Raw genomic sequence first — 22,579 nt, forward strand, 5'->3', positions numbered from 1 at the left:
CGAAAAACGCCGGCCCACCCCGGAAAGGGGTGGACCGGCGTCGGGCTTTTCGCGCTGCCTAGGCGACGTACGGTTTGGCGGAAACGATCTCCACCGGAATTTCCTTGCCGTTGGGGGCGGTGTAGCTCAGCTTTTCGCCCTCCTTGTGGCCGATGATGGCGGCACCGAGCGGAGATTTCTCGCTGAAGACATCGAGGTCGGAGTCTCCGGCGATCTCGCGGGAGCCGAGCAGGAAGGTCTCCTCGTCCCCGGCGATGCGGGCAACAACCAGCATGCCGGGCTCCACGATTCCGTCATCGGCAGGGGCCTCGCCCACCTGGGCGTCGCGCAGGAGTGCTGTGAGCTGACGGATGCGGGCTTCAATCTTGCCCTGCTCTTCCTTGGCTGCGTGGTATCCGCCGTTTTCCTTGAGGTCGCCTTCTTGGCGGGCGGCTTCGATCTTCTGGACGATTTCCGCCCGGCCAGCGCCGGAAAGGTGGTCCAGCTCAGCCTTCAAGCGGTCGAAAGCTTCCTGGGTAAGCCAAGCTGCTGTGGCGCTATTGGTGGTAGACACGGATTTCTCCTCTTGATCTGACAAAGCAAAGACCCCGCCGAGGTGGCCACTCGTGGAACTCAGTAACCAACTTAACGGGGTGAAGGTTTCATCCATTGTAGTAAATCCTCTGGACGAACCCAAACTGGTTGAGTCGTGGGTCACACGATTGTTATTTCCCGCTGTCCACGATCCAGCAATTATCCACTACGCCGGACACGGCTGGAGACTCGGTTCTCAACACCGTGCGCTGGGATGTCGTACTCCCGCCGTCGGCGCCGTCCTTTGGCTCATTAGGGCCGATCTCAACCACTTTCCAGCCCACCACCGCGAACTTGGAATCCATGGCCTTCACGGCGCATTTCGCTGTGGCTCCGGGGTACTTCGTGACTTGGTAGTCGACCTCGGCTTCAGTGCCATCCACGGTGCTGTATCCGATGTCCTTGAAGGTGACAGGGGCTTGCGCGGAGGATGTTGCCACCCATGCTGCGAACACAATTCCGAGCACCAGGGCCACGATGACGATGTTCCGCCTCGATGTACGGCTCAAGCCGCGCTTTTGACCACCGTAGCGATTGGCTAGGCTGTTGCTTGCCGGTAGTTCGGTGGCCGATAGGTCCTCTGAAGTCACCCATCCAGTTTAGTGCGGATCCCGGCACCTCCTGCACAGTCCTGATTTAGCACCGTCCATGAAAGAGGAGCCGTCGAGTGACAGCGTCCAGCAGTTCCGAGCAGCAGCTGCGGCTGCTCGCCGTCCACGCTCATCCGGACGATGAGTCCAGCAAGGGTGCAGCGACCATGGCGATGTATGCCGCTGCAGGAGTAGAGGTCATGGTCGCCACCTGCACCGATGGTTCCCGGGGCGACATCCAGAACCCTGGAATGGTGGAAGCTCCGCACCCCAAGCGGGACATGGCAGGCGCGCGCCGGCTGGAAATGGCCAACGCGGCGGCCGTGCTTGGTATCCGGCAGCGCTGGCTTGGGTTCGTGGACTCGGGCCTGCCCGAGGGTGATCCCCTTCCGCCGCTACCGCCGGGATGCTTTGCCCTGCAACCGTTGGAACGCGCCACGGCTCCGCTGGTCCGCTTGGTCCGCGACTTCAAGCCGCACGTCATCATCAGCTACGACGAAAATGGTGGGTACCCGCACCCGGACCACATTATGGCCCACAAGGTCGCGGTGGAGGCGTTTGAGGCAGCGGGCGACGCCACGCGCTACCCCGGAACAGGGGAGCCGTGGGCACCCAGCAAACTCTATTACGATCGCGCCTTCAGCCCCGAGCGCTTCCGTGCACTGCACTTTGCGCTGGAAGAAGCCGGGCTGCAGTCGCCCTATGCTGAGCGGCTGGCCGCCTGGCTTGAAGCCGATGCAGAGGGCCACACTCCTCCCGCTCCCGCACACCAGACCACCACGCAGGTGGACTGCGGTGACTTCTTCGAGGCCCGTGATGACGCCCTCCGGGCGCATCGAACGCAGATTGATCCCGTGGGTTTCTTCTTTGCCGTCTCACCTGAACTGCAGCGAACGGCGTGGCCATGGGAGGACTACACGCTGATCACGTCCCGGGTCCCTACGGAGTTACCCGAAAAGGATCTCTTTGCGGGGATAAGATAAGTATCGCCACTAGTTTCTATCGTTTGTAGAAGTCGCCGGCGGCCATAGAACTGCCCCGCTCACGCTGAAGCCAGCCGGCATGCATCAGCTCCCATAGAAGGTTTGAACGTGCACCACTTGATCCTCGCCCTGACCGTCAGCCCGTCGCCGGACCCCACGGGGACGCTGCGGCCTGGCCTGTCCGAGGACCAGGTGACCCCAGGCACCTGGGGTTTCGTCCTCACGGCCTTCATCGTGATCCTCACGACGTTCCTCATCGTGGATATGGTTCGCCGTATCCGCAGGGTTCGGTACCGTGCGCAGGTGGAGGAAGCACGCTTGGCGGCCGAGGCTGGGACTGCTGACGCCGGCACCACGGACGAGAACGGCGATGCCGGTCCAGGGACCCGCTGACCCGCGCAGAAACAACTGGCCCGGGGCTGCCAACGTCCTGGGCGCAGAACCGTCTGCCTATTTGCGCCAACACGCCGATAATCCTGTCTTCTGGCGCCCCTTTGGAGACGAGGCATTTGCTTTCGCGGCTGTCCGGGATGTCCCCGTGTTTCTCTCCATCGGGTATGCCGCATGCCACTGGTGCCACGTCATGGCACATGAGTCCTTCGAGGACCAGGAAACCGCGGACTACCTGAACGCCCACTTTGTGCCCATCAAGGTGGACCGCGAAGAACGGCCGGATGTCGATTCTGTCTACATGGCTGCCACGCAGGCCATCAGCGGCGAAGGCGGCTGGCCAATGTCCGTTTTCCTGACTCCGGACGGCCTCGCCTTCCACGCAGGCACGTACTTCCCGCCAGCTCCCATGCCCGGCCGGCCGTCCTTCCGGAACGTGCTGGAGGCGGTCCACGAGGCATGGATTGAACGCCGCGAAGCTGTTGAACAGAACGCCAGGGGACTGGCCGCCAACATGGCCAATGCCCAGCTGTCATCCGCCGTACGGCTTGATGGCCCGCCCGAAGAACTTGATGCCCGGCTTCTTTCGGATGCCGTGAAGATTTTGGCCCGGTCTGAAGACCCCGACGCCGGCGGGTTTGGCGGCGCCCCAAAGTTTCCGCCGTCGGCGGTTCTTGAGTTCCTCATCCGCAACGCTGCGGCTGCGCCGGAGACGGCGGACGCTGCGCGTGACATGGCCGCACGCGCACTGGCCGGGATGGCGCGTTCGGCGCTCTGTGACCAGCTCGACGGCGGTTTCGCCCGGTACTCTGTCACGGCGGATTGGTCCGTGCCCCACTTCGAGAAAATGCTCTACGACAATGCCCAGCTCCTGCGTGTCTACGCCCACTGGGTGCGGCTAGGGGGCAATGAAGTGTTCCCGCCTGAGGAAGCGGCGGAGACAGCATCCATGTGCGCGGACTGGATGCTGGCCTCGCTGGGGCTGCCAGGGGGTGGCCTGGCTTCGTCGCTGGACGCCGATACCGTGGTGGACGGTGTGCACCACGAGGGCGCAGCGTACCTATGGACGCCAGGGGCCTTGCGTGAGGTCCTCGGCCCTGATGACGCCGCGGCCGTGGCCCGCATGATGAATGTGGGCGCCCACGGGACCGTCTCGGAATTGGGTTCGCCGCTGCATCCCGGCCGGCCCTTGTCCGCCTCCGAATCCAGGCTCTGGCACCGGGTCAGGCCTTCCGTCCTTGCCGCGCGGGATCTCCGGAACCAGCCCGCGAGGGACGAGAAAGTGGTGGCTGGTTGGAACGGGCTCGCGATAGCGGGGCTGGCCGAGGCCGGAGCCGTGCTGGGCCGCCCGGATCTCGTGGCTGCCGCTGGGAAGGTTGCTGCTTATCTCGAGAATGTGCATTGGAATGCTGAGGACGGGCTGCTGGTCCGGGTCTCGCACGATTCCAAGGCCCGCGGCATTGGGGGACTCCTGGAAGACTACGCGTTCTGCGCAGAGGGCCTGTTTTCCCTGTACGCGGTGACGGGGACAAAGCGCTGGTACCGTCTCGCGGAGCAACTCATCCAGGCCGCTGAAGCGCATTTTGTAGAGGACGGACACCTTGCTGATTCGGCCGGGGAATCGGCCCAGGTGTTCAACGCCCAGGGGCAGCGCGCTGCCCTTGATCCGTTCGACAATGCCACGCCCAGCGGGGCAGCCGGGTTTGCTGGAGCGCTCCTGACGTATTCTGCCTACTCAGGCTCACATGCCCACCGCCTCATGGCGGGGAATATCCTGGGCTTGCTTCCGCCGCTGGCAACACGGGCACCTCGCGTTGCCGGTTGGCTCCTGGCCACGGCGCAAGCGGCGCTGGCCGGGCCAGTGGAGGCCGCCGTCGCTGGCCCGGGGTCGCGTTTGCGGCAGGAACTGCACGAAGCGCTTCTCAAATCGGCCAGCCCGGGACTGGTGGTCGCAGTGCAAGAGGACGACGCCGCGTCCCCGGCTGGTGATGGCGAGGTCCCCTTGCTGGTTCATCGCGCGGGTGGGCCCGACGGCTCTCCCCAGGTGTATTTGTGCCGGGATATGGTGTGCGAAAGACCGGTGGGGACGGTCGCGGAGGTGCACTCCATGCTGGCACGGATGACCTCCGGCGCCTGAGGGAATGGTGGACTGCTGCCGGCTGGCGGGCTGCTGCCTGGGTGCCTAGCTGAGGACGGCCAACATGATGGCGACGAAGTGTGCTGCGAACGCCAGGACCGTGAAGGCGTGGAAGAGTTCGTGGAAGCCAAAGTGCTGGACGCTGAAATTGGGCTTCCTGATGGCGTAGAAGACCGCTCCGGCGATGTAGAGGGCGCCGCCTACGCAGATGAGGACGGCAGAGTCGGTATTCGCTGCAAAGAATTGTGGGAGATAGAAGAGCGCCCCACAACCCAGCGCAATATAGATGGGCACGTAGAGCCACCGCGGAGCGTCTGTCCATAGAACCCGGAATAGGACGCCGACAATGGCTGCGGACCAGATAATCCACAACAACGTGATGGCCTGGGGACGTTCCAGAAGCGACCAAGCCAGCGGCGTATAGCTTCCGGCGATCACCATCATGATGTTTGTGTGATCAAGCCGCTTCAGCACCAGGCGGGTTTTTGGAGACCAGTTTCCGCGGTGGTAAACCGCACTCACGCCAAAGAGTAAGACACCCGTCACAGCATAGATGGCGGAAGTAATTTTTCGGTCGGCAGTGGGGGCAAGGGCCACCAGGGCGATTCCGGCCGCGAGGGCGAAAGGGGCGGCAATGGCATGGATCCCACCGCGCCATGCGGGCTTGATTGTGAGGAGCTCGGCCATCGTTTAAGGGTAACCTACGCTTTGGTAAGTTACTCTTCGGTAGCCTTTGCTCGATGTGAATCTGGCCCACCCTGCACCAGCCTGGCAGCTAGGGAAGGTAGCCTTGGATGTGCGCCGTCGTCGTAAGAGCAAGGAAGTCAGGTGAGAGTCCGGTGGAACTGCCCGGTTTCCTCTATGGCTTCTACGAACGTCGACTCCTTCGCTCCCTGAAGCAAGACCGTATCCCGCGGCATATCGGTGTCATGGTGGACGGCAACCGACGGTGGGCCCGCCAATTCAACGCGCCAACCAGCCAGGGACACCAGGCTGGGGCGGACAAAATCCACGAGTTCCTTGGCTGGTGCCAGGAGCTAGGCGTCAAAGTCGTGACGCTGTACATGCTGTCCACAGACAACATGAACCGCTCAGGCGAAGAGCTTGACCTGCTCATGGGCATCATAGCCAACACCATGGACCGCCTGGACGAAAACGAGGACGTCTCCGTGCACGCCATGGGCGCCCCGGAGCTTCTGCCGGACTACTTGGCCGAACGTCTGAATAAGCTAACGGCCCGCACGCCGGTCCACGAAAAAATCCACGTGAACGTGGCAGTCGGCTACGGAGGCAGGCGTGAAATCGTCGACGCCGTGAAGGAACTCCTCCGCGACGCCGTCGCCAAGGGACGCACTATGTCCGACGTCGCAGATGAACTCTCGGTGGACGACATCTCACGGTTCCTTTACACGCGTGGCCAACCCGATCCGGACCTCGTCATCCGCACCTCCGGTGAACAACGGCTTTCCGGGTTCCTGATGTGGCAAAGCGCCTACAGCGAGTTCTACTTCTGCGAGGCCCTCTGGCCGGCATTCCGCAAGGTCGATTTCCTGCGGGCGCTCAGGGATTATGCCGGGCGCCAGCGTCGCTTCGGAACCTAGGTGCGCGTCGGTTCACCAAAATTTTACGATCCGGACATGCGACTTGCCGACGACGGATTACGGAAATGAATGTGCCGAGGATTACGTTAATCCCATCAGCAGGCAAAACCGCCCGCTGATCGGGGAGGCCAGTAGATGGAGCGAACTATCGCACCAGTTACATGGGAGGCCACGCCCGGCCTTCCGGCCGAGCCGCTTCACCATTAGGCCGGGCGACCGCCCGGGGCTGGAGTCGATGTGGCTATTTCTGAGCAACTGCCCGCAATGGTTTCCGACGGGGAAAGTGCAGCTACCTCTCGCGCCAAGAGGGTCTCACAAAAAGCGCGGACCGCAACGTCCGCGACAGGCCGCAGCTACGTGATCGATACATCCGTCCTGCTCTCCGACCCGCACGCGCTACTGCGCTTTGCAGAGCACGAAGTGATCGTCCCGATCGTGGTCATCAGCGAACTGGAAGGCAAGCGCCACGATCCCGAACTTGGGTACTTTGCCCGCAAAGCTTTGCGGCTCCTGGACGACCTCCGAATCGAACATGGTGGACTGGACCACGCGATACCCATCGGTGTAGACGGCGGCATGCTCAGGGTAGAGATGAACCACATTTCCACGGAGGTCCTTCCCGCGGGCTTCCGTGGAGGCGACAACGACAGCCGAATCCTGGCAGTAGCCAAGAACCTGGCCAACGAGGGCCACAACGTCACCGTGGTGTCCAAGGACCTCCCCATGCGCGTCAAAGCCTCCGCCATGGGACTGCACGCAGACGAATACCGCAACGAACTGGTCAAAGACTCCGGCTGGACCGGCATAGCCGAAGTGGAAGCCAGCGAAGACGAAATAACCACCCTTTACGGCCATGAGCCCGTCTTCATTCCCTCCGCTGCGGAACTTCCCGTCAATACCGGCCTCGTGCTGCTGTCCAACCGTGGCTCGGCCCTGGGCCGCGTTGGTGCCGACAAGCAAGTCCGCCTCGTCAAAGGCGACCGCGACGTGTTCGGCCTGCACGGCCGCTCAGCGGAGCAGCGGCTCGCCATAGACCTGCTCATGGACCCCGCAGTGGGCATCGTCTCCATCGGCGGACGTGCCGGCACCGGCAAATCGGCCCTGGCACTCTGTGCGGGCCTCGAGGCCGTCCTGGAACGGCGTGAACACCGAAAGGTGGTCGTATTCCGGCCGCTGTATGCCGTAGGCGGCCAGGAACTGGGATACCTACCCGGATCCGAATCGGAAAAGATGAACCCCTGGGCGCAGGCCGTGTTCGACACACTGGGAGCGTTGGTCAGCCAAGAAGTTGTGGAAGAAGTCATGGACCGGGGCATGCTCGAAGTCCTGCCCCTCACCCACATCCGCGGACGCTCACTGCACGACGCCTTCGTGATCGTGGACGAGGCACAGTCATTGGAGAAGAACGTCCTGCTGACCGTGATGAGCCGCATCGGCCAAAACTCCAAGATCGTCCTCACCCACGACGTCGCCCAGCGCGACAACCTTCGGGTCGGGCGGCACGATGGCGTCGCCGCCGTCGTCGAGACCCTCAAGGGACATCCGCTGTTCGGCCACATCACACTGACCCGGTCTGAGCGGTCGCCGATTGCGGCCCTGGTGACGGAGTTGCTCGAAGGGGCTGAAATCTAAGGGTTCCCTAGGCCTGGGGCCGTGGTCCGGTTCGCCGGGCCACGGCCCTTCGCCGTCGCTTAGACACGGGCCAAAGGGATGGCCTGCGGTCGCTGGGCGACCTATGACCATCCGATGGCCCGCGATGCGCTCCTCCGCGAAGGACCGCAGCCCGGCTGGTGCGTCCTGCGGCTAGAGCTTCAGGTACTTCTTCAGCTCTTCGTGGCCTTGGACTTTGAGGGTCCAGTTGGGGCGGTTGAAGTTTTCCGGGGTAAGGCGGACTCTTTGGACGGTTTCCACCCTGTCGCCCCAGCCGTCGCGGGAGATTCCGTTGAGTTCGTAGCCCAGGCTTGTGGAGACGCCCAGAGACTGTTTGTTCCAGACGGCGGCCTCGGACTCGGCAACTTCCGCTTTCAAGTTGTCGAAGGCATAGCTTACGACGGCGGCGCGCATCTCTTTGCCGAAGCCCTGGCCTTGTGCGGACTGCTTGAGCCAGGAGCCCGTGCCCACGGTCTTTAGCGTCTTGAAGTTCTTGGCGCCGAGGTCTTGCACTCCCAGGAACTCGTCTTCATGCCATACGGCGAGGAGGAGGGTCCAGGAGTCTGGCGTGAAATTGGCGCGGCAGCGCCAGTACCACTGGGCCATGTTGGGGCCCAGCTCGTCATCCGGAAGCTCGGCCCACGGTGTGCTGAAGGGGCTCTTGCCGGGTTCGTGGACCCCGGACCGGGCGGCGGCAACCGCAGCAGGGATATCTTCATCCAGGACGGGGCGGATGGTGAGCCTCGGGGTGGTGAGGGTCAGTCCGAACGGGGGCCAGATGTCTGCCAGCAATGTCATCGCCGTAGCTTAGCCCGGCTGCTGGGAGCACGCGAGTCATAGGGCTGGCGACTGCCTCGCTGGATTGAACAGTGGGAGGGCTGTCAAGCGGCTGGACCGATGTCCCAGGAGATATGGCGCCGAACGTCAGTCAGGTTCATCGATTCGGCAAGGAAGAGATCATCCAGCATGTATTCGTCAACGGCCAGGATCTTCAGCCAATGACCCTTGCCGGCGGTATCGCCGTCCAGGCTTTGGCTGGCGACGCAGACGCCCGTCCCCGCGTCCACCCTGATGAGCGTTCGGCCCGGATGAGCCAAGGGTTCGCTGGGATCGGAGGGCACGTAGGTCCGGCCACGGGTAACCACTGTTTCCAAGGCCAAACGTCCTTCATGGTCAACTTCCCGGGGCTCTTCCAGTGACACGGGGTTGGAATCCGGGAACTCCAACGGGACAGGTGCGTTGCCCGCAAGTTCCACTGGGTCCAGTGCTGCAGCGAGCCGGCCATTGCCAAAGGAGGGTTCACCGTACGCTGCCTCAGGGCGTCTGCGGACCAAGCCGGCGTCGTCGTAGACCGGAGTGACGAGGTGTGCCGGAAGCAGCCAGGAGCGACGCGTCGCACTGACGTAGAACTCGTCCCGGGAATCGTTGATACCTGTAGTGCTGTGCAGCAACGTCCCGTCAGGCGTCTCCAGGCGGAGCGCTCCGGGCCGCCTCAGCCATGCACGTACGAGATTTGCGCCGGTCCCTGGCCGCTCCAGGTATTCGAAGCGGAGACTCGTCCACTTCCACGGCGACGAACGGCAAAGGTTGCGGAATGTGGAGGACAAGTCCTGCGGCTGGCCGTTGTTGCCGTTGGCCGGGCCAAAACCTGTTCCGAAACCGGATCCACCTGCACTGTAGCGCCCCATATCCACAGTTTACCTACGCGTTCAAGCCGGCTTCTGGATCAAATCGGATAGCATCTGCAGGGTGATCCGACGACTCGCCGACCTCTGGGATGCCAGCCCGCTGGGCTTCTGGCTGGTGGTTATTGCGTGCGCGTACTTCCTGGTGATGGCGGTGCGCTTGACCGTCATCGATATCCGGAGCCATTTACTTCCGAACCGAATCGTCTTTCCGTCCTACGCCGTGGGCGGGGTTCTGCTGCTTGCCGCCGCGATTCTGGTTTTCGTTGGCGAACCTGGCGCCAGGGAAGGACCCGATGCATCAGTGTTCGGTGTCCCCGGATTGGGGGTGGTGGCCGGTGGCGCCGTGCTCTGGCTTTTCTACTTCCTGCTGCGGCTGGTCTATCCACCCGGTATGGGATTCGGGGACGTAAAGCTGGCCGGAGTGCTTGGACTCTACCTGGGCTACCTTGGGTGGACCCATGTTTTCGCGGGAACCTTCGCGGCATTCCTGCTGGGCGGACTGTGGAGCCTGGTGATCCTCGTGTCCAGGCGAGGCACCCTGGGGTCGGCCATCCCGTTCGGGCCCTTCATGCTGGCCGGAGCCGTGGCAAGCATGGTGCTTTTGCCTGCGTGATAGTGCCCAAGATCGGCTGCAACTGCGGCCGAACTGCAACGCTGCACGGATACCCGGGTTCCTATCGCTGGGGCATGCTTAGCCCTGTGCACGCTTGACGCACTGGCCTCGACACCACGATTGATGTGAGGGATTTTAGACTCTATGGGCGCACCGGAATTCGTACTAAAACTGCGGGAGAAGATCGGGAATGACCCTCTGTGGTTGCCGGCGGTCAGGGGAGTTGTTTTCGACGACCGTGGCCGGGTGTTGCTCTGCCAACGGGCTGACAACGGCCACTGGACGGTGATCACCGGAATGCTTGAGCCAGGAGAGCATCCCGCGCCCGGACTGGTCAGGGAAATCTTTGAGGAAACGGCAGTAGTTGCTGAAACTGAGCGGATCATCGGTGTCGGGGTTGTGGGGCCGGTGACCTTCCCAAATGGCGACGTCTGCGACTTCCTGGACATCACTTTCCGCTGCAGATATGTTTCCGGCAACGCTCAGGTAAACGATGACGAATCGATCGCCGTTGGGTGGTTTGGCTTGGATGAACTGCCTGACATGAGCGAGGGAAACCTTCAGGCCATCAGGCTTGCCACGGAACCCGAAGGCCCCGTGGCGTACCAGGTGGAGGACTAACGCTATTTCATGCCGGCGTCAGCCTAAAGTTTCAGGCCAGAGTTAGGCCTTGTGCGCCGGGGACGTCATGGTGGTGACGTCCAGGGCCTTGTCGAGTTCTGCCTCGGAGACCTTGCCCTCGCCTTCACCCACGAAGCCAAGCTTCTCGGTTGCCTGGCGGATGGTCAGGCCCTCCTTGACGGCGATCTTGGCAATCTTGGCGGCGTTCTCGTAACCAATGAACTTGTTCAGCGGGGTCACGATGGACGGGGAAGCCTCGGCCAGGAAGCGGGCACGCTCCACGTTGGCTGTGATGCCGTCGATCATCTTGTCGGCCATGACGCGGCTGGTGTTGGCCAGCAAGCGGATGGACTCAAGCAGGTTGGCGGCCATGACGGGGATGCCTACGTTGAGTTCGAAGGCGCCGTTGGTGCCGGACCATGCGATGGCGGTGTCGTTGCCGATGACCTGGGCACAAACCATGATGGACGCTTCGCAGATGACGGGGTTGACCTTGCCCGGCATGATCGAGGAACCCGGCTGCAGGTCGGGGATGGCGATTTCGCCGAGGCCCGTGTTGGGACCGGAACCCATCCAGCGGAGGTCGTTGTTGATCTTCATGAAGGAGATCGCGATGTTGCGCAGCTGGCTGGAACCTTCGATGAGTCCATCGCGGTTCGCTTGGGCTTCGAAGTGGTCGCGGGCTTCGGTCAGCGGCAGGCCGGTATCGGCTGCGAGCAGTTCGATGACGCGTTCCGGGAAGCCGGCGGGGGTGTTGATGCCTGTACCGACTGCGGTGCCGCCCAGCGGAACCTCGGCAACGCGGGGGAGTGCGGCGTTGATGCGCTCAATGCCGTAACGGACCTGTGCAGCGTAGCCGCCGAACTCCTGGCCGAGCATAACCGGTGTGGCGTCCATAAGGTGCGTGCGGCCGGACTTGACGACGTCCTTGAACTCAACGGCCTTGCGGTCCAGGGATGCTGCCAGGTATTCCAGGGCCGGGATCAGGTCATTGATCAGGGCCGAGGTTGCGGCAACGTGCACGGACGTCGGGAACACATCGTTGGAGGACTGCGACGCATTCACGTGGTCGTTCGGGTGGACCACCTTATCGCTGCCCGCGGCTGCGAGGGCACGCGAGGCGAGCTCAGCGATGACCTCGTTGGTGTTCATGTTGGAGGAAGTACCCGAGCCGGTCTGGAAGACGTCAATCGGGAAGTCGCCGTCGTACTTGCCCGTTGCCACCTCATCGGCAGCTGCGGCGATAGCCTCGGCGAGCTCACCATCGAGCACCCCCAGTTCGGCGTTCGCCAGTGCAGCGGCCTTCTTGACGCGTGCAAGGGCTTCGATGTGGGTGCGCTCAAGCGTCTTGCCGGAGATGGGGAAGTTCTCCACAGCACGCTGCGTCTGGGCGCGGTACAGGGCGTTCACGGGGACGCGAACTTCGCCCATCGTGTCATGTTCAATACGGAACTCAGTGGTGGAAGTCATGGGGCTAGCTTAGGGCGATTGGGCGCCGCATCGAAAACCCGGATGGGAGTGCTACGTGCTCCGGCGCGAACGCCGGAGCACGGCCGGCTAGAGCTTGCCGATCCCGGAAACGAGGGCCGCGCGGCCCTCATCGAGCTTGTAGGACAGGCCCACGACGGCGACGCGGCCGTCGTCGATGGCGTCGGAAATCACACGCGAGCTGTCGGCCAACCGGGCCGCCGTTTGCTTGACGTGCTCCACCACCATGTCGTTGACGTCCTCTTGGTCATTGCGCTTGGCAGTCAATACCGATGGCGTGATGCGTTCCACCAGGTCACGAATGAATCCGACGGGCATCTCACCCGTTTCCACCGCGGCCTTGGTGGCCTTCACGGCTCCGCAGCTGTCGTGTCCAAGAATGACGATCAGTGGAACGCGGAGTTCGGCGATGCTGTATTCAAGCGAGCCAAGGACGGCGTCATCAATGACTTGCCCGGCTGTGCGAACCACGAAGGCGTCGCCCAAGCCGAGATCGAAGATGATCTCTGCGGCAAGCCTGGAATCCGAGCAGCCGAAGATGACGGCAAAGGGATTCTGGTTCTCCACCAGGGAGGAGCGTCGCGAAGCATCCTGGTTGGGGTGCAGGGATTCGCCGGAAACGAAACGTTCATTGCCCTCTTGGAGGCGGCGCCAAGCAAGGGCGGGAGTCAGATAGGTAGGCACCTGATTACTTTACGGCCCAGAGGTGGCGGCCCGTGAAACTGTTTCGGCCCGTGAACCTGTTTCGCTGCGTGTGCTTAAGCTGCGTGTGCTTAAGAGGAGGGCGTGGGGGTTCCAGAGGGCGCAGCAGCCTGATCCGCAGATTTAACCACTGCCGCCGCGAGCGTGGCGAACTCTTCGAGGTTGGCCGTGCCGCTGAGGATGATGGTAGTGCCTCGGTACTGGAGCACCATGCTCCGCTTGTCTTTGCCGGAATCACGCAGTTCCCAATCCTGGCCGCCAGCGTTGCGGACGCCGGTGACAGGAAGGTTGCCGGTCTGCTGCAGCACCCACGTGGGATTCGACTTGGTGGTCTGGGTCAGGCCGATGAAGGCTTCCTTGGGAGTCAGGTAGCCAACCTCCCAGGTAGGCACGCCCGTCCCCGAGCCGGATTCCCAGCGGGCGTAGTTCGGCCTGAATGTGTCGCCCGTTTCCGGCGTGACGGGTGTGAATCCCGCCACATCCGCAGCGTTGCGGGCTATGGAAGCGACATCGACGGTTGGCCGAAACCCTTCGCCCTTGGGGGCAGGGTTCATCAGCACCACAGGAAGGAACGCGAGGACGCACAGCACCAAGGCAATGATCATGCCAATGACGGATGCGTTGGCCCGCTTGGCGGCTTTTGCCGGAATGACGGGTTTATAAGGGACATCCGAGGCATCCGGGGCGCTGTTGCGGTTTGCCGCTGCTGCCTCGGGCTCATTGCCGGCAGTGGGCTTGTCCTGCGTTTCACTCACACCTCCATAGTCCCTTATCCCAGCTGTGAACACACAACCGGGAACCTCACCGCTGGAATTGCCGGCCGTGGTCATCCAGCGACTCCAAGGGCATGCGGCGACTATGATCGTTCATAGAGGGACCCCAGGTTGCCTCGTGCAACCGTGTCCGGTCCCGTGAATCGTCACTCGAAGAAGAGGTTCAAGTGTCTCCTGCACCAATGACCCAGCAGTATTCCACGATTTCGCCGTCGCTCGCCGTCGGCACCGACGAACCCGACCGCAACCTGGCGCTGGAACTCGTCCGTGTCACCGAGGCCGCGGCTATTGCCGGTGGCCACTGGGTAGGTTTCGGCGACAAGAACAAGGCAGACGGCGCCGCCGTCGATGCCATGCGTTCGTTCCTTCACACCGTCCACTTCAATGGCGTCGTGGTCATCGGTGAAGGCGAAAAAGACGAAGCCCCCATGCTGTTCAACGGCGAGCAGGTTGGTGACGGCACCGGTCCTGAGTGCGACGTCGCCGTGGACCCCATCGACGGAACCCGCTTGACCGCCCTCGGCATCAACAACGCCCTCGCCGTCCTGGCAGTGGCGGAACGCGGCTCCATGTTCGATCCCTCCGCTGTTTTCTACATGGAAAAGCTGGTCACTGGTCCTGAGGCCGCAGACATGGTGGACCTGCGCCTGCCCGTCAAGCAGAACCTGCACCTGATCGCCAAGGCCAAGGGCGTCAAGGTCAACCAGCTCAACGTCATGATCCTGGACCGCGACCGGCACCGCCCGCTCGTGGAGGAAATCCGCGAAGCCGGTGCACGCACCAAGTTCATCATGGACGGCGACGTCGCAGGTGCCATCGCAGCAGCCCGGTCCGGAACCGGCGTGGACGCCCTCATGGGCATCGGCGGCACCCCGGAAGGCATCGTTGCGGCCTGTGCCATCAAGTCACTGGGCGGTGTTATCCAGGGCCGTCTGTGGCCCACCTCGGACGACGAGAAGCAGAAGGCAATCGACGCCGGACACGACCTCGACCGCGTCCTTTCCACCAACGACCTCGTCACCTCGGACAACTGCTACTTCGCAGCCACCGGTATCACCGACGGCGACCTCCTCCGCGGCGTTCGTTACCAGAAGGACCGCGTACTGACGCAGTCCATCGTGATGCGTTCCAAGTCCGGCACCGTGCGCTTCGTTGATGCTGAGCACCTCGCATCCAAGTGGGAGACGTACGCGCGCAAGCCGTAGCCTCCGCTGATGTCGCGTCCTTGACGCGAAAAGCGCCCCATCGCTCTGCGGCTATCTCCTCGTACCTCGTCGATTTGATGCCGCTGACGCGATAGGGCGCTTTTCGCTTGTCTGGATGCGATGGTGCCGCGGGTTCCGGTTTCGCGCTGTTTTGGAGTGGCCGGGCCGCGGGGTGTGCCGTCACCACCTACTTTGACTTGGGAACCCTGCCGACACGCCGTGATCTGCGGCGTGGCGCGGGGTAGCCCGCCTCAAAGTGGGTCGTGGCGGTACGGGCCGGACCTTCTGAGTTGGCCCGGCCCCCGGAGTATTTAGCGGAGTTTGTCCCGGAGTTGCCTTGCCAGTTGGTAGGCGCGGTAGCGGAGTTTGTTCACTGGGAGGTCCCAGGTGCCGGGGTAGGCTACTTCGCGGCCTCCGAAGGACTTCTTGAAGGACGTGAAGCCGGCCCATTTATGGTCGGGCTGGTCCTCGGGGGCCACGCCCCAGAGGTCCACGTGCTTGAGGCCCTTCTCCTTGGCATCTGCCATGAGATTGACCAGCAGGGGAATGCCGGCACTGAGCTTGCGGTGGGTGTCATCCAAGGCGGCGTGGGCATAGGTGCGGGTGTCCGCGGAATCGTAGGTGAAAGCCGCAGCGATCGGCTCGCCTTCAAGTTCCGCTATGAAGAGCGTCCCTGCACCGGCGGGGAGCAATGATTCGGCCACCTGCGTGAGGTACTCGTCGCTTTGGGGCTTGAACCCGTTGCGTGCTGCCGTCAAGTGGAGGAAATGCAGGAGGATCTTGATGTCCGCGGGATCCTGGGATGCCCGGAACGTCACGCCCTTCTTGTGGATGTTCCGGTACAGGTTCCGGTTGGTTGGCTTCATTCCGGCAAGGACGTCCTTGAAGTCGCCCTCGAGGTCCACGATCCAGCTCAACTCGGGCTGCTGGTTGACGGGCGCGGGCTGCAGGCCGCGTGCACGGAGCAGCTCGTCGGCCTCTGATGCCGTGAACCCTGCCGATGCGGGTTCCATGCGCACGAACACCGCACGCTCCTTTTTCGCCAATGCCACCAAAGCTGCCGTCGCGGCGTCGAAGGCGTCCACGGACTTTGCCACGGGCCCGTAAGGGGCGTAGATGACCTTGCCGGCCGGGTTCTTTTCCTCGATGGCGAGAAAGCTCCACCCGGGGCCGGACTGCTCATGGACCCGGCGGCCGAGCGAGCGCTGGACGTCAGCCCAAGCGGGCGACTGCAGAAAAAAGTCCACGGCTCAGTTACCCAGTCCTGTGGTCACGGCGAAGGCAATGCTTGTATCGGTCGCGCCTTGCACAGGGTGCACGTTCACCGGGTTCTCCACCTCAGGGATGAAAGCGGCACCGCCGCGCTGCAGCGGAAGGTCGCTCTTGGGAGAGTCGAGCACCACGGATCCGGCAACAACCACGACGACGGCTGGACCGGACTGTGCCAGCGGCACCGGTTCGGCACCCGGGCCGAGTTCGATCCGCTGGAGCTGGAACTCCTTGAAGGGCGGGCGATACAGTTCCTGGCCAAACTCCGTGCCGCTGGCTTCAACGCGGGGCACGCCCATCGATTCAAAACGGATGGTCTTGACGAGTTCCGGGACGTCAACGTGCTTTGGCGTGAGGCCGCCGCGCAGCACATTGTCCGAGGAAGCCATGACTTCTACGCCCAGGCCGTGAAGGTAGGCGTGGACGTTGCCAGCCGGCAAGTACACGGCCTCGCCCGGCTGCAAGGACAGGTGGTTGAGGAGCAGGGAAATGAGCACGCCAGCATCGCCAGGGAAGGCCTCATTGATTCCCAGCATCGCCGCCAGCGCATCCTGGTGGGGCTCTTGGGGAGCGCCGGCACGCAGGACGGCCTCTATCTCGTGAATCGCATCGGAGGCGTCGGTGCCGCCCTGAATCAGGCGGGTGAAGGCAGCCTTGAGGGCTTGGGACTCGTCGGGCAGGCTGAGATCGGAGATGACACCGCTGATGACCGCAGGGACCTCCACCGCAGCGGAATCCAGCACTTTGGCAAGGTGCTCAAACACGCCCTTGGCTGCTGCAGGGGTGCGGAAGCCACACAACGCCCGGAACGGGGTAAGCGCAAAGATCATCTCGGGTTTGTGGTTATCGTCCCGGTAGTTGCGTTCGGGGGAATCAGCAGGAATCCCAGCCGCATTCTCCCGGGCGAAGCCTTCGCGTGCTTGTTCCAAACTGGGGTGCACTTGCAAGGAAAGGGGCTGTTCCGCGGCCAGGAGCTTGGTAAGGAAGGGAAGCCGGGGCCCGAACTCGGCAAGGCTGGCGGTTCCCAGGAAATGCGTAGGATCCGTTGCGATCAGGGCATCGAGGGGTTGCGTAACTCCATTCGGGTGAATGGCCGTGGAAGGGGAGTCAGGGTGGGCGCCGATCCACATTTCTGCCTCCGGACCACCTGAGGCCGGCCGCCCCAGCAAGCCGGCGATCGCCGTCGTCGAACCCCACGCGTAGGGTCGCAAAACATTCTCAATCTGATACACGAAGGAAAGTCCTTATCGTCGCGCTGAACGTGAGGTGGTGGTGCTGCAGGGGGCTACAGCGGGGCGCACTGCCCATTGGTCGCCACGAGATCCCGTATGCCTTGCTCGTCGCCCTGGGCTTTGAGGCCGTTGAGTAGTTCTTCCGTGATGGGTGTGCCGTCCGGGGTGGTGGTCACCGGTGTGAAATCCGACGACGACGGAGACGGCTGCTGACCTGCTGGCGTCCTGGCCGGCAAGCCGCCGCGGACCGGGCCAGCCGCCGCGACATGAGAGCCCACAGTACTAGAACCCGCAGTATTAGAACCCACAGCGCCGTTGTTGGACACCATGGAGTCATCGGCTTTGGGGCTGCCCTCGGAGGTCAGCAGTTCCTTGACCTTCGAGTGAATCAGGTCGAAGTCGGGCACTGTGGAGAACGAGGCATCAAAATCGGGCGGGCCAATAGTGAGGCGCTTGACTGGTTGGCTCTTGGACTTCAAGGCAAGGTCCACAAAGCTGCCGAGCTGCGCAGAGGAGATGTTGGACTCCACCACCTTGGTGCCTGCGTTGGCGATGTCCTCGAACTTGGTGAGCAACGTGCCGGGGTCCAGCTGCTTGAGCATGGCCTGCTGTACGCATTGCTGGCGGGCGATGCGGGCGTAGTCGTCAACGAATTCGCGGGAACGGCCGTACCACAATGCGTGGAAGCCATCCAGGTGTTGGTCGCCGGCCGGGATCCAGCCATCAGGCATGCCGTGGATTCCGTTGGCCTCGTCAGTCACGGGACCACTGATGGGTACCCAGCCGCCAGCCTTGATGCGGATGCCGCCCATGGCATCGATGAGCTTGGCGAACCCGTCCATGTCCACCAGCACATACGCCTGCACAGTGATCCCCAAGGTCCCGGACACAGCTTCAAGGGTTGCCTGGGCTCCGGGATCGGCAACCCCCGGGTACAGGTCCTTGTGGTTGTTGGTGACCTCGGTGTTGACGGCATTGATGAGGCATTCATCGCCGCAGTTGTAGCCGTCGGGATAGATCTTCCGCATGGGCGAGCCCTCGCTGAACTGTGCGTTCTGCAAGTTCCGGGGCACGGAAATGATGGCACTTTCACCGGTTTTGGCGTCCACGCTGATGACTGAAAGGCTGTCTGGACGCCGACCCGTCCGGTCATCACCGGCGTCGCCGCCCATCATCAGGAAGTTGTAGCGACCATCTACGGGATCGATGGCAGGGCCGGCGTCGAAAATGCTGCCGATCGCGTTGCGGCTGACGTTCAGCACGTACGCAAGGTAGCCCAATGACCCGCTGGCGAGGACAGTTGTCACCGCAAGGACGACGGCAATGATGGGACGCATCCCGGGCGCCAGCAGGTTGGGCCGGATGATCCGAAGCGTGTTCAGGAACAGATAGGCCCAGCCCAAAGCCAGGGCGATAAGGACAACGATGATGAACAGTGATCCCACGGGATGCGTCACGATGCTGAGCAGCAGGCTCCGGTTCACCAGCGCAATCAAAAGCGTCAGCACAGCCAGGGCCCACACTGTGAGTGTGACGCGCAGGGCCATGCGGCCCAGCTTTCGGTCGCCCGCGACGATCTGTGCGCTGCCGGGGATGAAGAGAGTGAGGAGGACCAGCACGAAGGCGCGTTTGGTCCGCACCGGGGCACTGGCCCCGGATGGATAGCGGACTGGATCAGTCAGGGCGGCACCTGACTCATTCGTGTTCTTGTGCATGGTGGTCATCCGCTGCCTTCCTAGCGGCTGCTCCGGGCGGAAGCATTGGCAGGGGAGAAGACCTCTTCCACCTTGTGGCGCAGGTTTTCGCCCTTCTTCGTGGCGACGTCGTTCAACTCCTGGGCGAAGCGCAGCAGGTCTTCACGAAGACGGACGGCAAGGTCGTCGGTGCCGGAGGCCAGCATCCGTACAGCCAGGAGTCCAGCATTGCGCGCACCGGCGATGGAGACAGTGGCAACCGGGACGCCGGCAGGCATTTGCACGATGGACAACAGTGAGTCCATGCCGTCCAAGGTCTTCAAGGGAACGGGGACGCCGATCACGGGCAGGGGAGTGACCGAAGCCAACATTCCAGGCAAGTGCGCAGCGCCGCCTGCTCCGGCGATGATGACGCGCAGGCCGCGCTCGTGTGCGGTCTGTCCGTAGCGGATCATCTCGGTGGGCATGCGGTGCGCGGAGACGACATCTGCCTCGAACGGGATGCCGAACTCAGCCAAGGCGTCCGCAGCGGCTTCCATGACCGGCCAGTCGGAGTCGGAGCCCATGACGAGCCCTACGAGTGGGGCTGTTGATTCTGACGTCATTCGGTCTCCTCGGAGGTGGTCTGTGCAGGCATGCGGCCGTCACGGATGATGTTGGCCACCGCCGTGGCGCGTTGGCGGACGGAATCTACGTCCGAGATTGAGGTGCCGGCCAGGTTGACATGCCCGATCTTTCGGCCTGGCCGCACGGACTTGCCATAGCAGTGCACCTTCGCCGCCGGTTCATAAGCCAAGGCCATGGGGAAGGCTTCAAAGAGGTCCTGGTTGTCTCCACCCAGGAAGTTCTTCATGACAAATACCGGCGCTATGGCATCCGTGGCGCCCAGTGGAAGGTCCAGGACCGCCCGGAGATGCTGTTCGAACTGGCTGGTGATGGACCCGTCCTGCGTCCAGTGCCCCGTGTTGTGGGGGCGCATTGCGAGTTCGTTGATGAGGAATCCGGCGCCAACGCCTGGGGTTTCAAACAGCTCAGCAGCCATGACGCCCGTGACCCCGAGCTCGTTGGCAATACGTAGCGCAGCCTCCTCGGCTGCCGCCGCAACTTCGAGTGGGATGTTCGGGGCGGGGGCGATAACTTCGTCGCACACACCGTCCACCTGGATGGTGTGAACAACGGGCCACGCACGTGATTCGCCACTGGGCGTGCGCGCAACAAGCGCGGAGAGTTCGCGGCTGAAGTCCACTTTGGCTTCTGCAAGCAGTGGGCTCATTGACTGGAACCAGTCAGAAGTGCCAGCGGCATCATCAGCGGAGTCGACAATCCGGACGCCCTTGCCGTCGTAGCCGCCCCGCGGCGTCTTCAGCACCACAGGCCAGCCGATCTTGTCGCCGAAAGCCACCAAATCTTCCACGGAGTCAACAGCGGCCCATTCCGGATTCGGCAGGCCGAGGCGATCGATGGCCGCGCGCATGACGAGTTTGTCCTGGGCATTTACCAAGGCATCCGGTCCCGGCTGGACGTTCACACCGGCGTCGAGCAAGGCACGCAGGTGTTGCGTCGGAACGTGTTCGTGATCGAACGTGAGGACGTCCACTCCCTTGGAGAACTCGAGGAGAGCGTCAAGGTCTTTGTAGTCGCCAATAGGGGCGTTGGCCACAGCGGGGACAGCCGAAACGTCCTCGCCCTCAGCCAAAACACGTAGTTCGAAGCCTAAAGCGGTAGCGGGCGGGGCCATCATGCGTGCGAGCTGGCCGCCGCCAACAACACCAATTACTGGAAAAGTCACAAGGTTCAGCCTACCGAACCAGCGGCCGGAACGCTGATTCAGCCACTATTCAGCCACTCTATGGTCACGATTTAAACCGGGCTTGGCCGTGGGCTGGCGGCGGACAGGGCCCCGGTATCGGCGTTCTCACAGGGGACTCAAAGGCAGCGCTTGGAAATGGGCGCTAAAATGGATCTGGCCCATCGGCCCACTTTTCAACGGCCATGGAGGGTCATGATCACCACACTTGCAGATCGCATCCGCGGACTTGCCTCACTTTTTTGGCGTGAGGTAGCAAAGTTCGGCGCCGTAGGCGGTGTTGCTTTTGTCATTGACTCAGCAGTTTACATCTGGCTCTTTTCGGGCCCGATGCACGGAAGCGAAGTCTGGGCCAAGGCCATCGCGACGATCGTTGCAAGCGTGTTCTCCTGGGTAGCCAACCGCTTCTGGACTTTCCGCCACCGCAAACAGGCGAACGTGGTCCGTGAAGCCGTGCTGTTTGCCGTGATGAATTTCGTCGGACTGCTGATCGCCTCCGGTTGTGTATGGTTCGCCAAGTACATCCTGGACTTGAATGACAAGCCGTCGCTGTTCATCGCAGGCAGCGTCGTGGGACTCATCCTGGGCACCATTTTCCGGTTCTTCGCGTACCGCTTCTGGGTCTTCAACGAAGAGCTGGACGCCGAGCCTGCTTACTCCCACGACCACGAGATCATCGAACTGCACCACAAGCCCAAGGTGGACGCCGCGGAGGCTGCCGCTCCTGCGCCGCCCACCGGCGAATTCCCCTCGGTCAAGAACGGCTGACGCGCTCATTCTCAAGCAGGTGCTCCGTCACTTCCAGATCGGGATGCACGAGCACCACTGAGCCGTCCTCTTTCCACGCGCCCAACGCCGCTGCCAGGCCCGGCTCCAAACCCTCGGCTGCCCGAACCAATAGCCGGACGCCGGTGTCCTGGGTTGCGGCGAATCCGTCCAGAAGGCTGTCGTGGGTGTGGCCAGCTGTGCCACGGACGGCCGGGAGGCCTGCCTCAGGCTCGTTGTGCGCCATGAAGACATCACCGTGCGAGCGGACCTCCGCGGCATAATCCACGACGCCGGATGGCAGCTCGCCGGGCCAACGCATCGCAAGTGCCGCGAGCGGCACGGCGACGACCGCGTCAAAGCCGCCCCGGGCGCCGTCGTCGGGAGTGTCTGTAACGAGCAGGTCGGCAGCGGTGTCATTGAACACCACCTCCATGCCCAGTTGCCAAGCGGCCAGCGCCCACACAAAGGACTTCCAGTGAGCCGGGAGGTCCAGGCGGATGGCCATGCCCGGCTCGGCGTCGAGTTCGTCCTGCAGGAGGTTGCTGGTCTTGGCTACCCAGTTGTCCAATACCCGCCCGGATAGCTCTACGCGCTCGGAATCGGGTCCGTACCACGTCAGCCTGGGTGACGTGGAGTGGCCGGATCGCAGGGCGGTCATCAGGTTCGCTGCCGGGATGCTCATGGGTCAATCCTGCCACGATGGCAAGCCGGGGTCGCCGAAGAATGTGAAATGCAACACAGGTCCGTTAAGTCCATACGATGGACATCCCGGGGTGGGGTTGGGAATTCCCCGGA

General features: G+C 62.8%; 23 protein-coding genes. 9 read left to right on the forward strand and 14 right to left on the reverse strand.

Going from position 1 to position 22,579, the window contains the following annotated elements:
• Positions 1-58 precede the first annotated feature (58 nt).
• Both greA and ACZ5G6_RS06840 read right to left on the reverse strand, forming a co-directional pair.
• Positions 59-553, reverse strand: a complete 495-nt coding sequence (greA, locus tag ACZ5G6_RS06835; RefSeq protein WP_223936322.1) for a transcription elongation factor GreA — start codon at positions 551-553, stop codon at positions 59-61.
• 151 nt (positions 554-704) lie between these two features.
• Entirely contained in the window at positions 705-1,163 is a 459-nt protein-coding gene (locus tag ACZ5G6_RS06840) for a DUF4307 domain-containing protein (protein WP_223936323.1), read from the reverse strand.
• Between the two features lie 77 nt (positions 1,164-1,240).
• On the opposite strand from ACZ5G6_RS06840, the gene mca reads away from it, so the two are divergent.
• The 3 genes from mca to ACZ5G6_RS06855 all read left to right on the forward strand — a co-directional run bounded on the left by mca (position 1,241) and on the right by ACZ5G6_RS06855 (position 4,673).
• Entirely contained in the window at positions 1,241-2,146 is a 906-nt protein-coding gene (gene mca, locus ACZ5G6_RS06845; protein WP_498690349.1) for a mycothiol conjugate amidase Mca, read from the forward strand.
• 108 nt (positions 2,147-2,254) lie between these two features.
• Positions 2,255-2,539 carry a hypothetical protein gene (locus ACZ5G6_RS06850; protein ID WP_223936325.1) on the forward strand — a complete coding sequence of 95 codons (285 nt, stop codon included), beginning with the start codon at positions 2,255-2,257 and terminating at the stop codon, positions 2,537-2,539.
• A complete protein-coding gene (locus tag ACZ5G6_RS06855) occupies positions 2,517-4,673 on the forward strand; it encodes a thioredoxin domain-containing protein (RefSeq protein WP_498690351.1) in 2,157 nt (718 codons plus the stop codon). Before ACZ5G6_RS06850 ends, ACZ5G6_RS06855 begins: the two co-directional genes overlap by 23 nt.
• Positions 4,674-4,718: 45 nt before the next feature.
• Here ACZ5G6_RS06855 and trhA read toward each other — a convergent pair whose 3' ends face one another.
• Positions 4,719-5,360: a PAQR family membrane homeostasis protein TrhA gene (gene trhA, locus ACZ5G6_RS06860; protein ID WP_498690354.1), complete on the reverse strand. Its 642-nt coding sequence runs from the start codon at positions 5,358-5,360 to the stop codon at positions 4,719-4,721.
• A gap of 107 nt (positions 5,361-5,467) precedes the next feature.
• Between trhA and ACZ5G6_RS06865 the strand changes: the two genes are divergently transcribed.
• Both ACZ5G6_RS06865 and phoH2 read left to right on the forward strand, forming a co-directional pair.
• The gene (locus tag ACZ5G6_RS06865) at positions 5,468-6,274 is read left to right on the forward strand and encodes an isoprenyl transferase (protein ID WP_223936328.1); all 807 of its coding nucleotides are present in this window, start codon (positions 5,468-5,470) and stop codon (positions 6,272-6,274) included.
• 237 nt (positions 6,275-6,511) lie between these two features.
• Positions 6,512-7,906, forward strand: a complete 1,395-nt coding sequence (gene phoH2, locus ACZ5G6_RS06870; RefSeq protein ID WP_223936329.1) for an RNA 5'-3' helicase PhoH2 — start codon at positions 6,512-6,514, stop codon at positions 7,904-7,906.
• Positions 7,907-8,077: 171 nt separating this feature from the next.
• On the opposite strand, the gene ACZ5G6_RS06875 is transcribed toward phoH2, so the two are convergent.
• Both ACZ5G6_RS06875 and ACZ5G6_RS06880 read right to left on the reverse strand, forming a co-directional pair.
• Positions 8,078-8,722 carry a GNAT family N-acetyltransferase gene (locus ACZ5G6_RS06875; RefSeq protein ID WP_498690356.1) on the reverse strand — a complete coding sequence of 215 codons (645 nt, stop codon included), beginning with the start codon at positions 8,720-8,722 and terminating at the stop codon, positions 8,078-8,080.
• A gap of 83 nt (positions 8,723-8,805) precedes the next feature.
• Positions 8,806-9,612: a hypothetical protein gene (locus ACZ5G6_RS06880; RefSeq protein ID WP_498690358.1), complete on the reverse strand. Its 807-nt coding sequence runs from the start codon at positions 9,610-9,612 to the stop codon at positions 8,806-8,808.
• Positions 9,613-9,673: 61 nt separating this feature from the next.
• Here ACZ5G6_RS06880 and ACZ5G6_RS06885 point away from each other — a divergent pair, with 61 nt between their 5' ends.
• Together ACZ5G6_RS06885 and ACZ5G6_RS06890 are read left to right on the forward strand one after the other, a co-directional pair.
• A complete protein-coding gene (locus ACZ5G6_RS06885; protein WP_223936331.1) occupies positions 9,674-10,225 on the forward strand; it encodes a prepilin peptidase in 552 nt (183 codons plus the stop codon).
• Positions 10,226-10,369: 144 nt separating this feature from the next.
• Complete coding sequence (locus tag ACZ5G6_RS06890) at positions 10,370-10,846, forward strand: NUDIX hydrolase (RefSeq protein WP_498690360.1); 477 nt, start codon at positions 10,370-10,372, stop codon at positions 10,844-10,846.
• Positions 10,847-10,888: 42 nt separating this feature from the next.
• Here the strand turns inward: ACZ5G6_RS06890 and ACZ5G6_RS06895 are convergent, their stop codons facing one another.
• The 3 genes from ACZ5G6_RS06895 to ACZ5G6_RS06905 all read right to left on the reverse strand — a co-directional run bounded on the left by ACZ5G6_RS06895 (position 10,889) and on the right by ACZ5G6_RS06905 (position 13,791).
• Positions 10,889-12,316: a class II fumarate hydratase gene (locus ACZ5G6_RS06895; protein WP_223936333.1), complete on the reverse strand. Its 1,428-nt coding sequence runs from the start codon at positions 12,314-12,316 to the stop codon at positions 10,889-10,891.
• 87 nt (positions 12,317-12,403) lie between these two features.
• Positions 12,404-13,018, reverse strand: coding sequence for a carbonic anhydrase (locus ACZ5G6_RS06900; RefSeq protein WP_223936334.1), 615 nt, complete (start codon positions 13,016-13,018; stop codon positions 12,404-12,406).
• 89 nt (positions 13,019-13,107) lie between these two features.
• Complete coding sequence (locus ACZ5G6_RS06905; RefSeq protein WP_498690363.1) at positions 13,108-13,791, reverse strand: DUF4245 domain-containing protein; 684 nt, start codon at positions 13,789-13,791, stop codon at positions 13,108-13,110.
• Positions 13,792-13,991: 200 nt separating this feature from the next.
• Between ACZ5G6_RS06905 and glpX the strand changes: the two genes are divergently transcribed.
• Positions 13,992-15,014, forward strand: coding sequence for a class II fructose-bisphosphatase (gene glpX, locus ACZ5G6_RS06910; RefSeq protein WP_223937509.1), 1,023 nt, complete (start codon positions 13,992-13,994; stop codon positions 15,012-15,014).
• A gap of 311 nt (positions 15,015-15,325) precedes the next feature.
• On the opposite strand, the gene ACZ5G6_RS06915 is transcribed toward glpX, so the two are convergent.
• From ACZ5G6_RS06915 to ACZ5G6_RS06935, 5 genes are read right to left on the reverse strand one after another with little or no spacing between them, the layout of a single operon-like run.
• Complete coding sequence (locus tag ACZ5G6_RS06915; RefSeq protein ID WP_223936336.1) at positions 15,326-16,261, reverse strand: lipid II:glycine glycyltransferase FemX; 936 nt, start codon at positions 16,259-16,261, stop codon at positions 15,326-15,328.
• 3 nt (positions 16,262-16,264) lie between these two features.
• Entirely contained in the window at positions 16,265-17,515 is a 1,251-nt protein-coding gene (gene manA / locus ACZ5G6_RS06920; protein WP_498690364.1) for a mannose-6-phosphate isomerase, class I, read from the reverse strand.
• A gap of 53 nt (positions 17,516-17,568) precedes the next feature.
• Positions 17,569-19,239 (reverse strand): LCP family protein, encoded by a 1,671-nt coding sequence (locus ACZ5G6_RS06925; protein WP_498690366.1) that lies wholly within the window; start codon positions 19,237-19,239, stop codon positions 17,569-17,571.
• 11 nt (positions 19,240-19,250) lie between these two features.
• Entirely contained in the window at positions 19,251-19,814 is a 564-nt protein-coding gene (purE, locus tag ACZ5G6_RS06930) for a 5-(carboxyamino)imidazole ribonucleotide mutase (RefSeq protein ID WP_223936339.1), read from the reverse strand.
• Entirely contained in the window at positions 19,811-20,998 is a 1,188-nt protein-coding gene (locus tag ACZ5G6_RS06935) for a 5-(carboxyamino)imidazole ribonucleotide synthase (RefSeq protein WP_223936340.1), read from the reverse strand. The genes purE and ACZ5G6_RS06935 overlap by 4 nt, the downstream gene beginning before the upstream one ends.
• Before the next feature lie 213 nt (positions 20,999-21,211).
• On the opposite strand from ACZ5G6_RS06935, the gene ACZ5G6_RS06940 reads away from it, so the two are divergent.
• Entirely contained in the window at positions 21,212-21,784 is a 573-nt protein-coding gene (locus tag ACZ5G6_RS06940) for a GtrA family protein (protein WP_223936341.1), read from the forward strand.
• Here the strand turns inward: ACZ5G6_RS06940 and ACZ5G6_RS06945 are convergent.
• Positions 21,771-22,466 (reverse strand): TIGR03089 family protein, encoded by a 696-nt coding sequence (locus tag ACZ5G6_RS06945; RefSeq protein ID WP_223936342.1) that lies wholly within the window; start codon positions 22,464-22,466, stop codon positions 21,771-21,773. The two genes, ACZ5G6_RS06940 and ACZ5G6_RS06945, sit on opposite strands and share 14 nt — an antisense overlap.
• Positions 22,467-22,579 lie beyond the last annotated feature (113 nt).

The organism is Arthrobacter sp. TmtSoilC51, assembly GCF_055388015.1.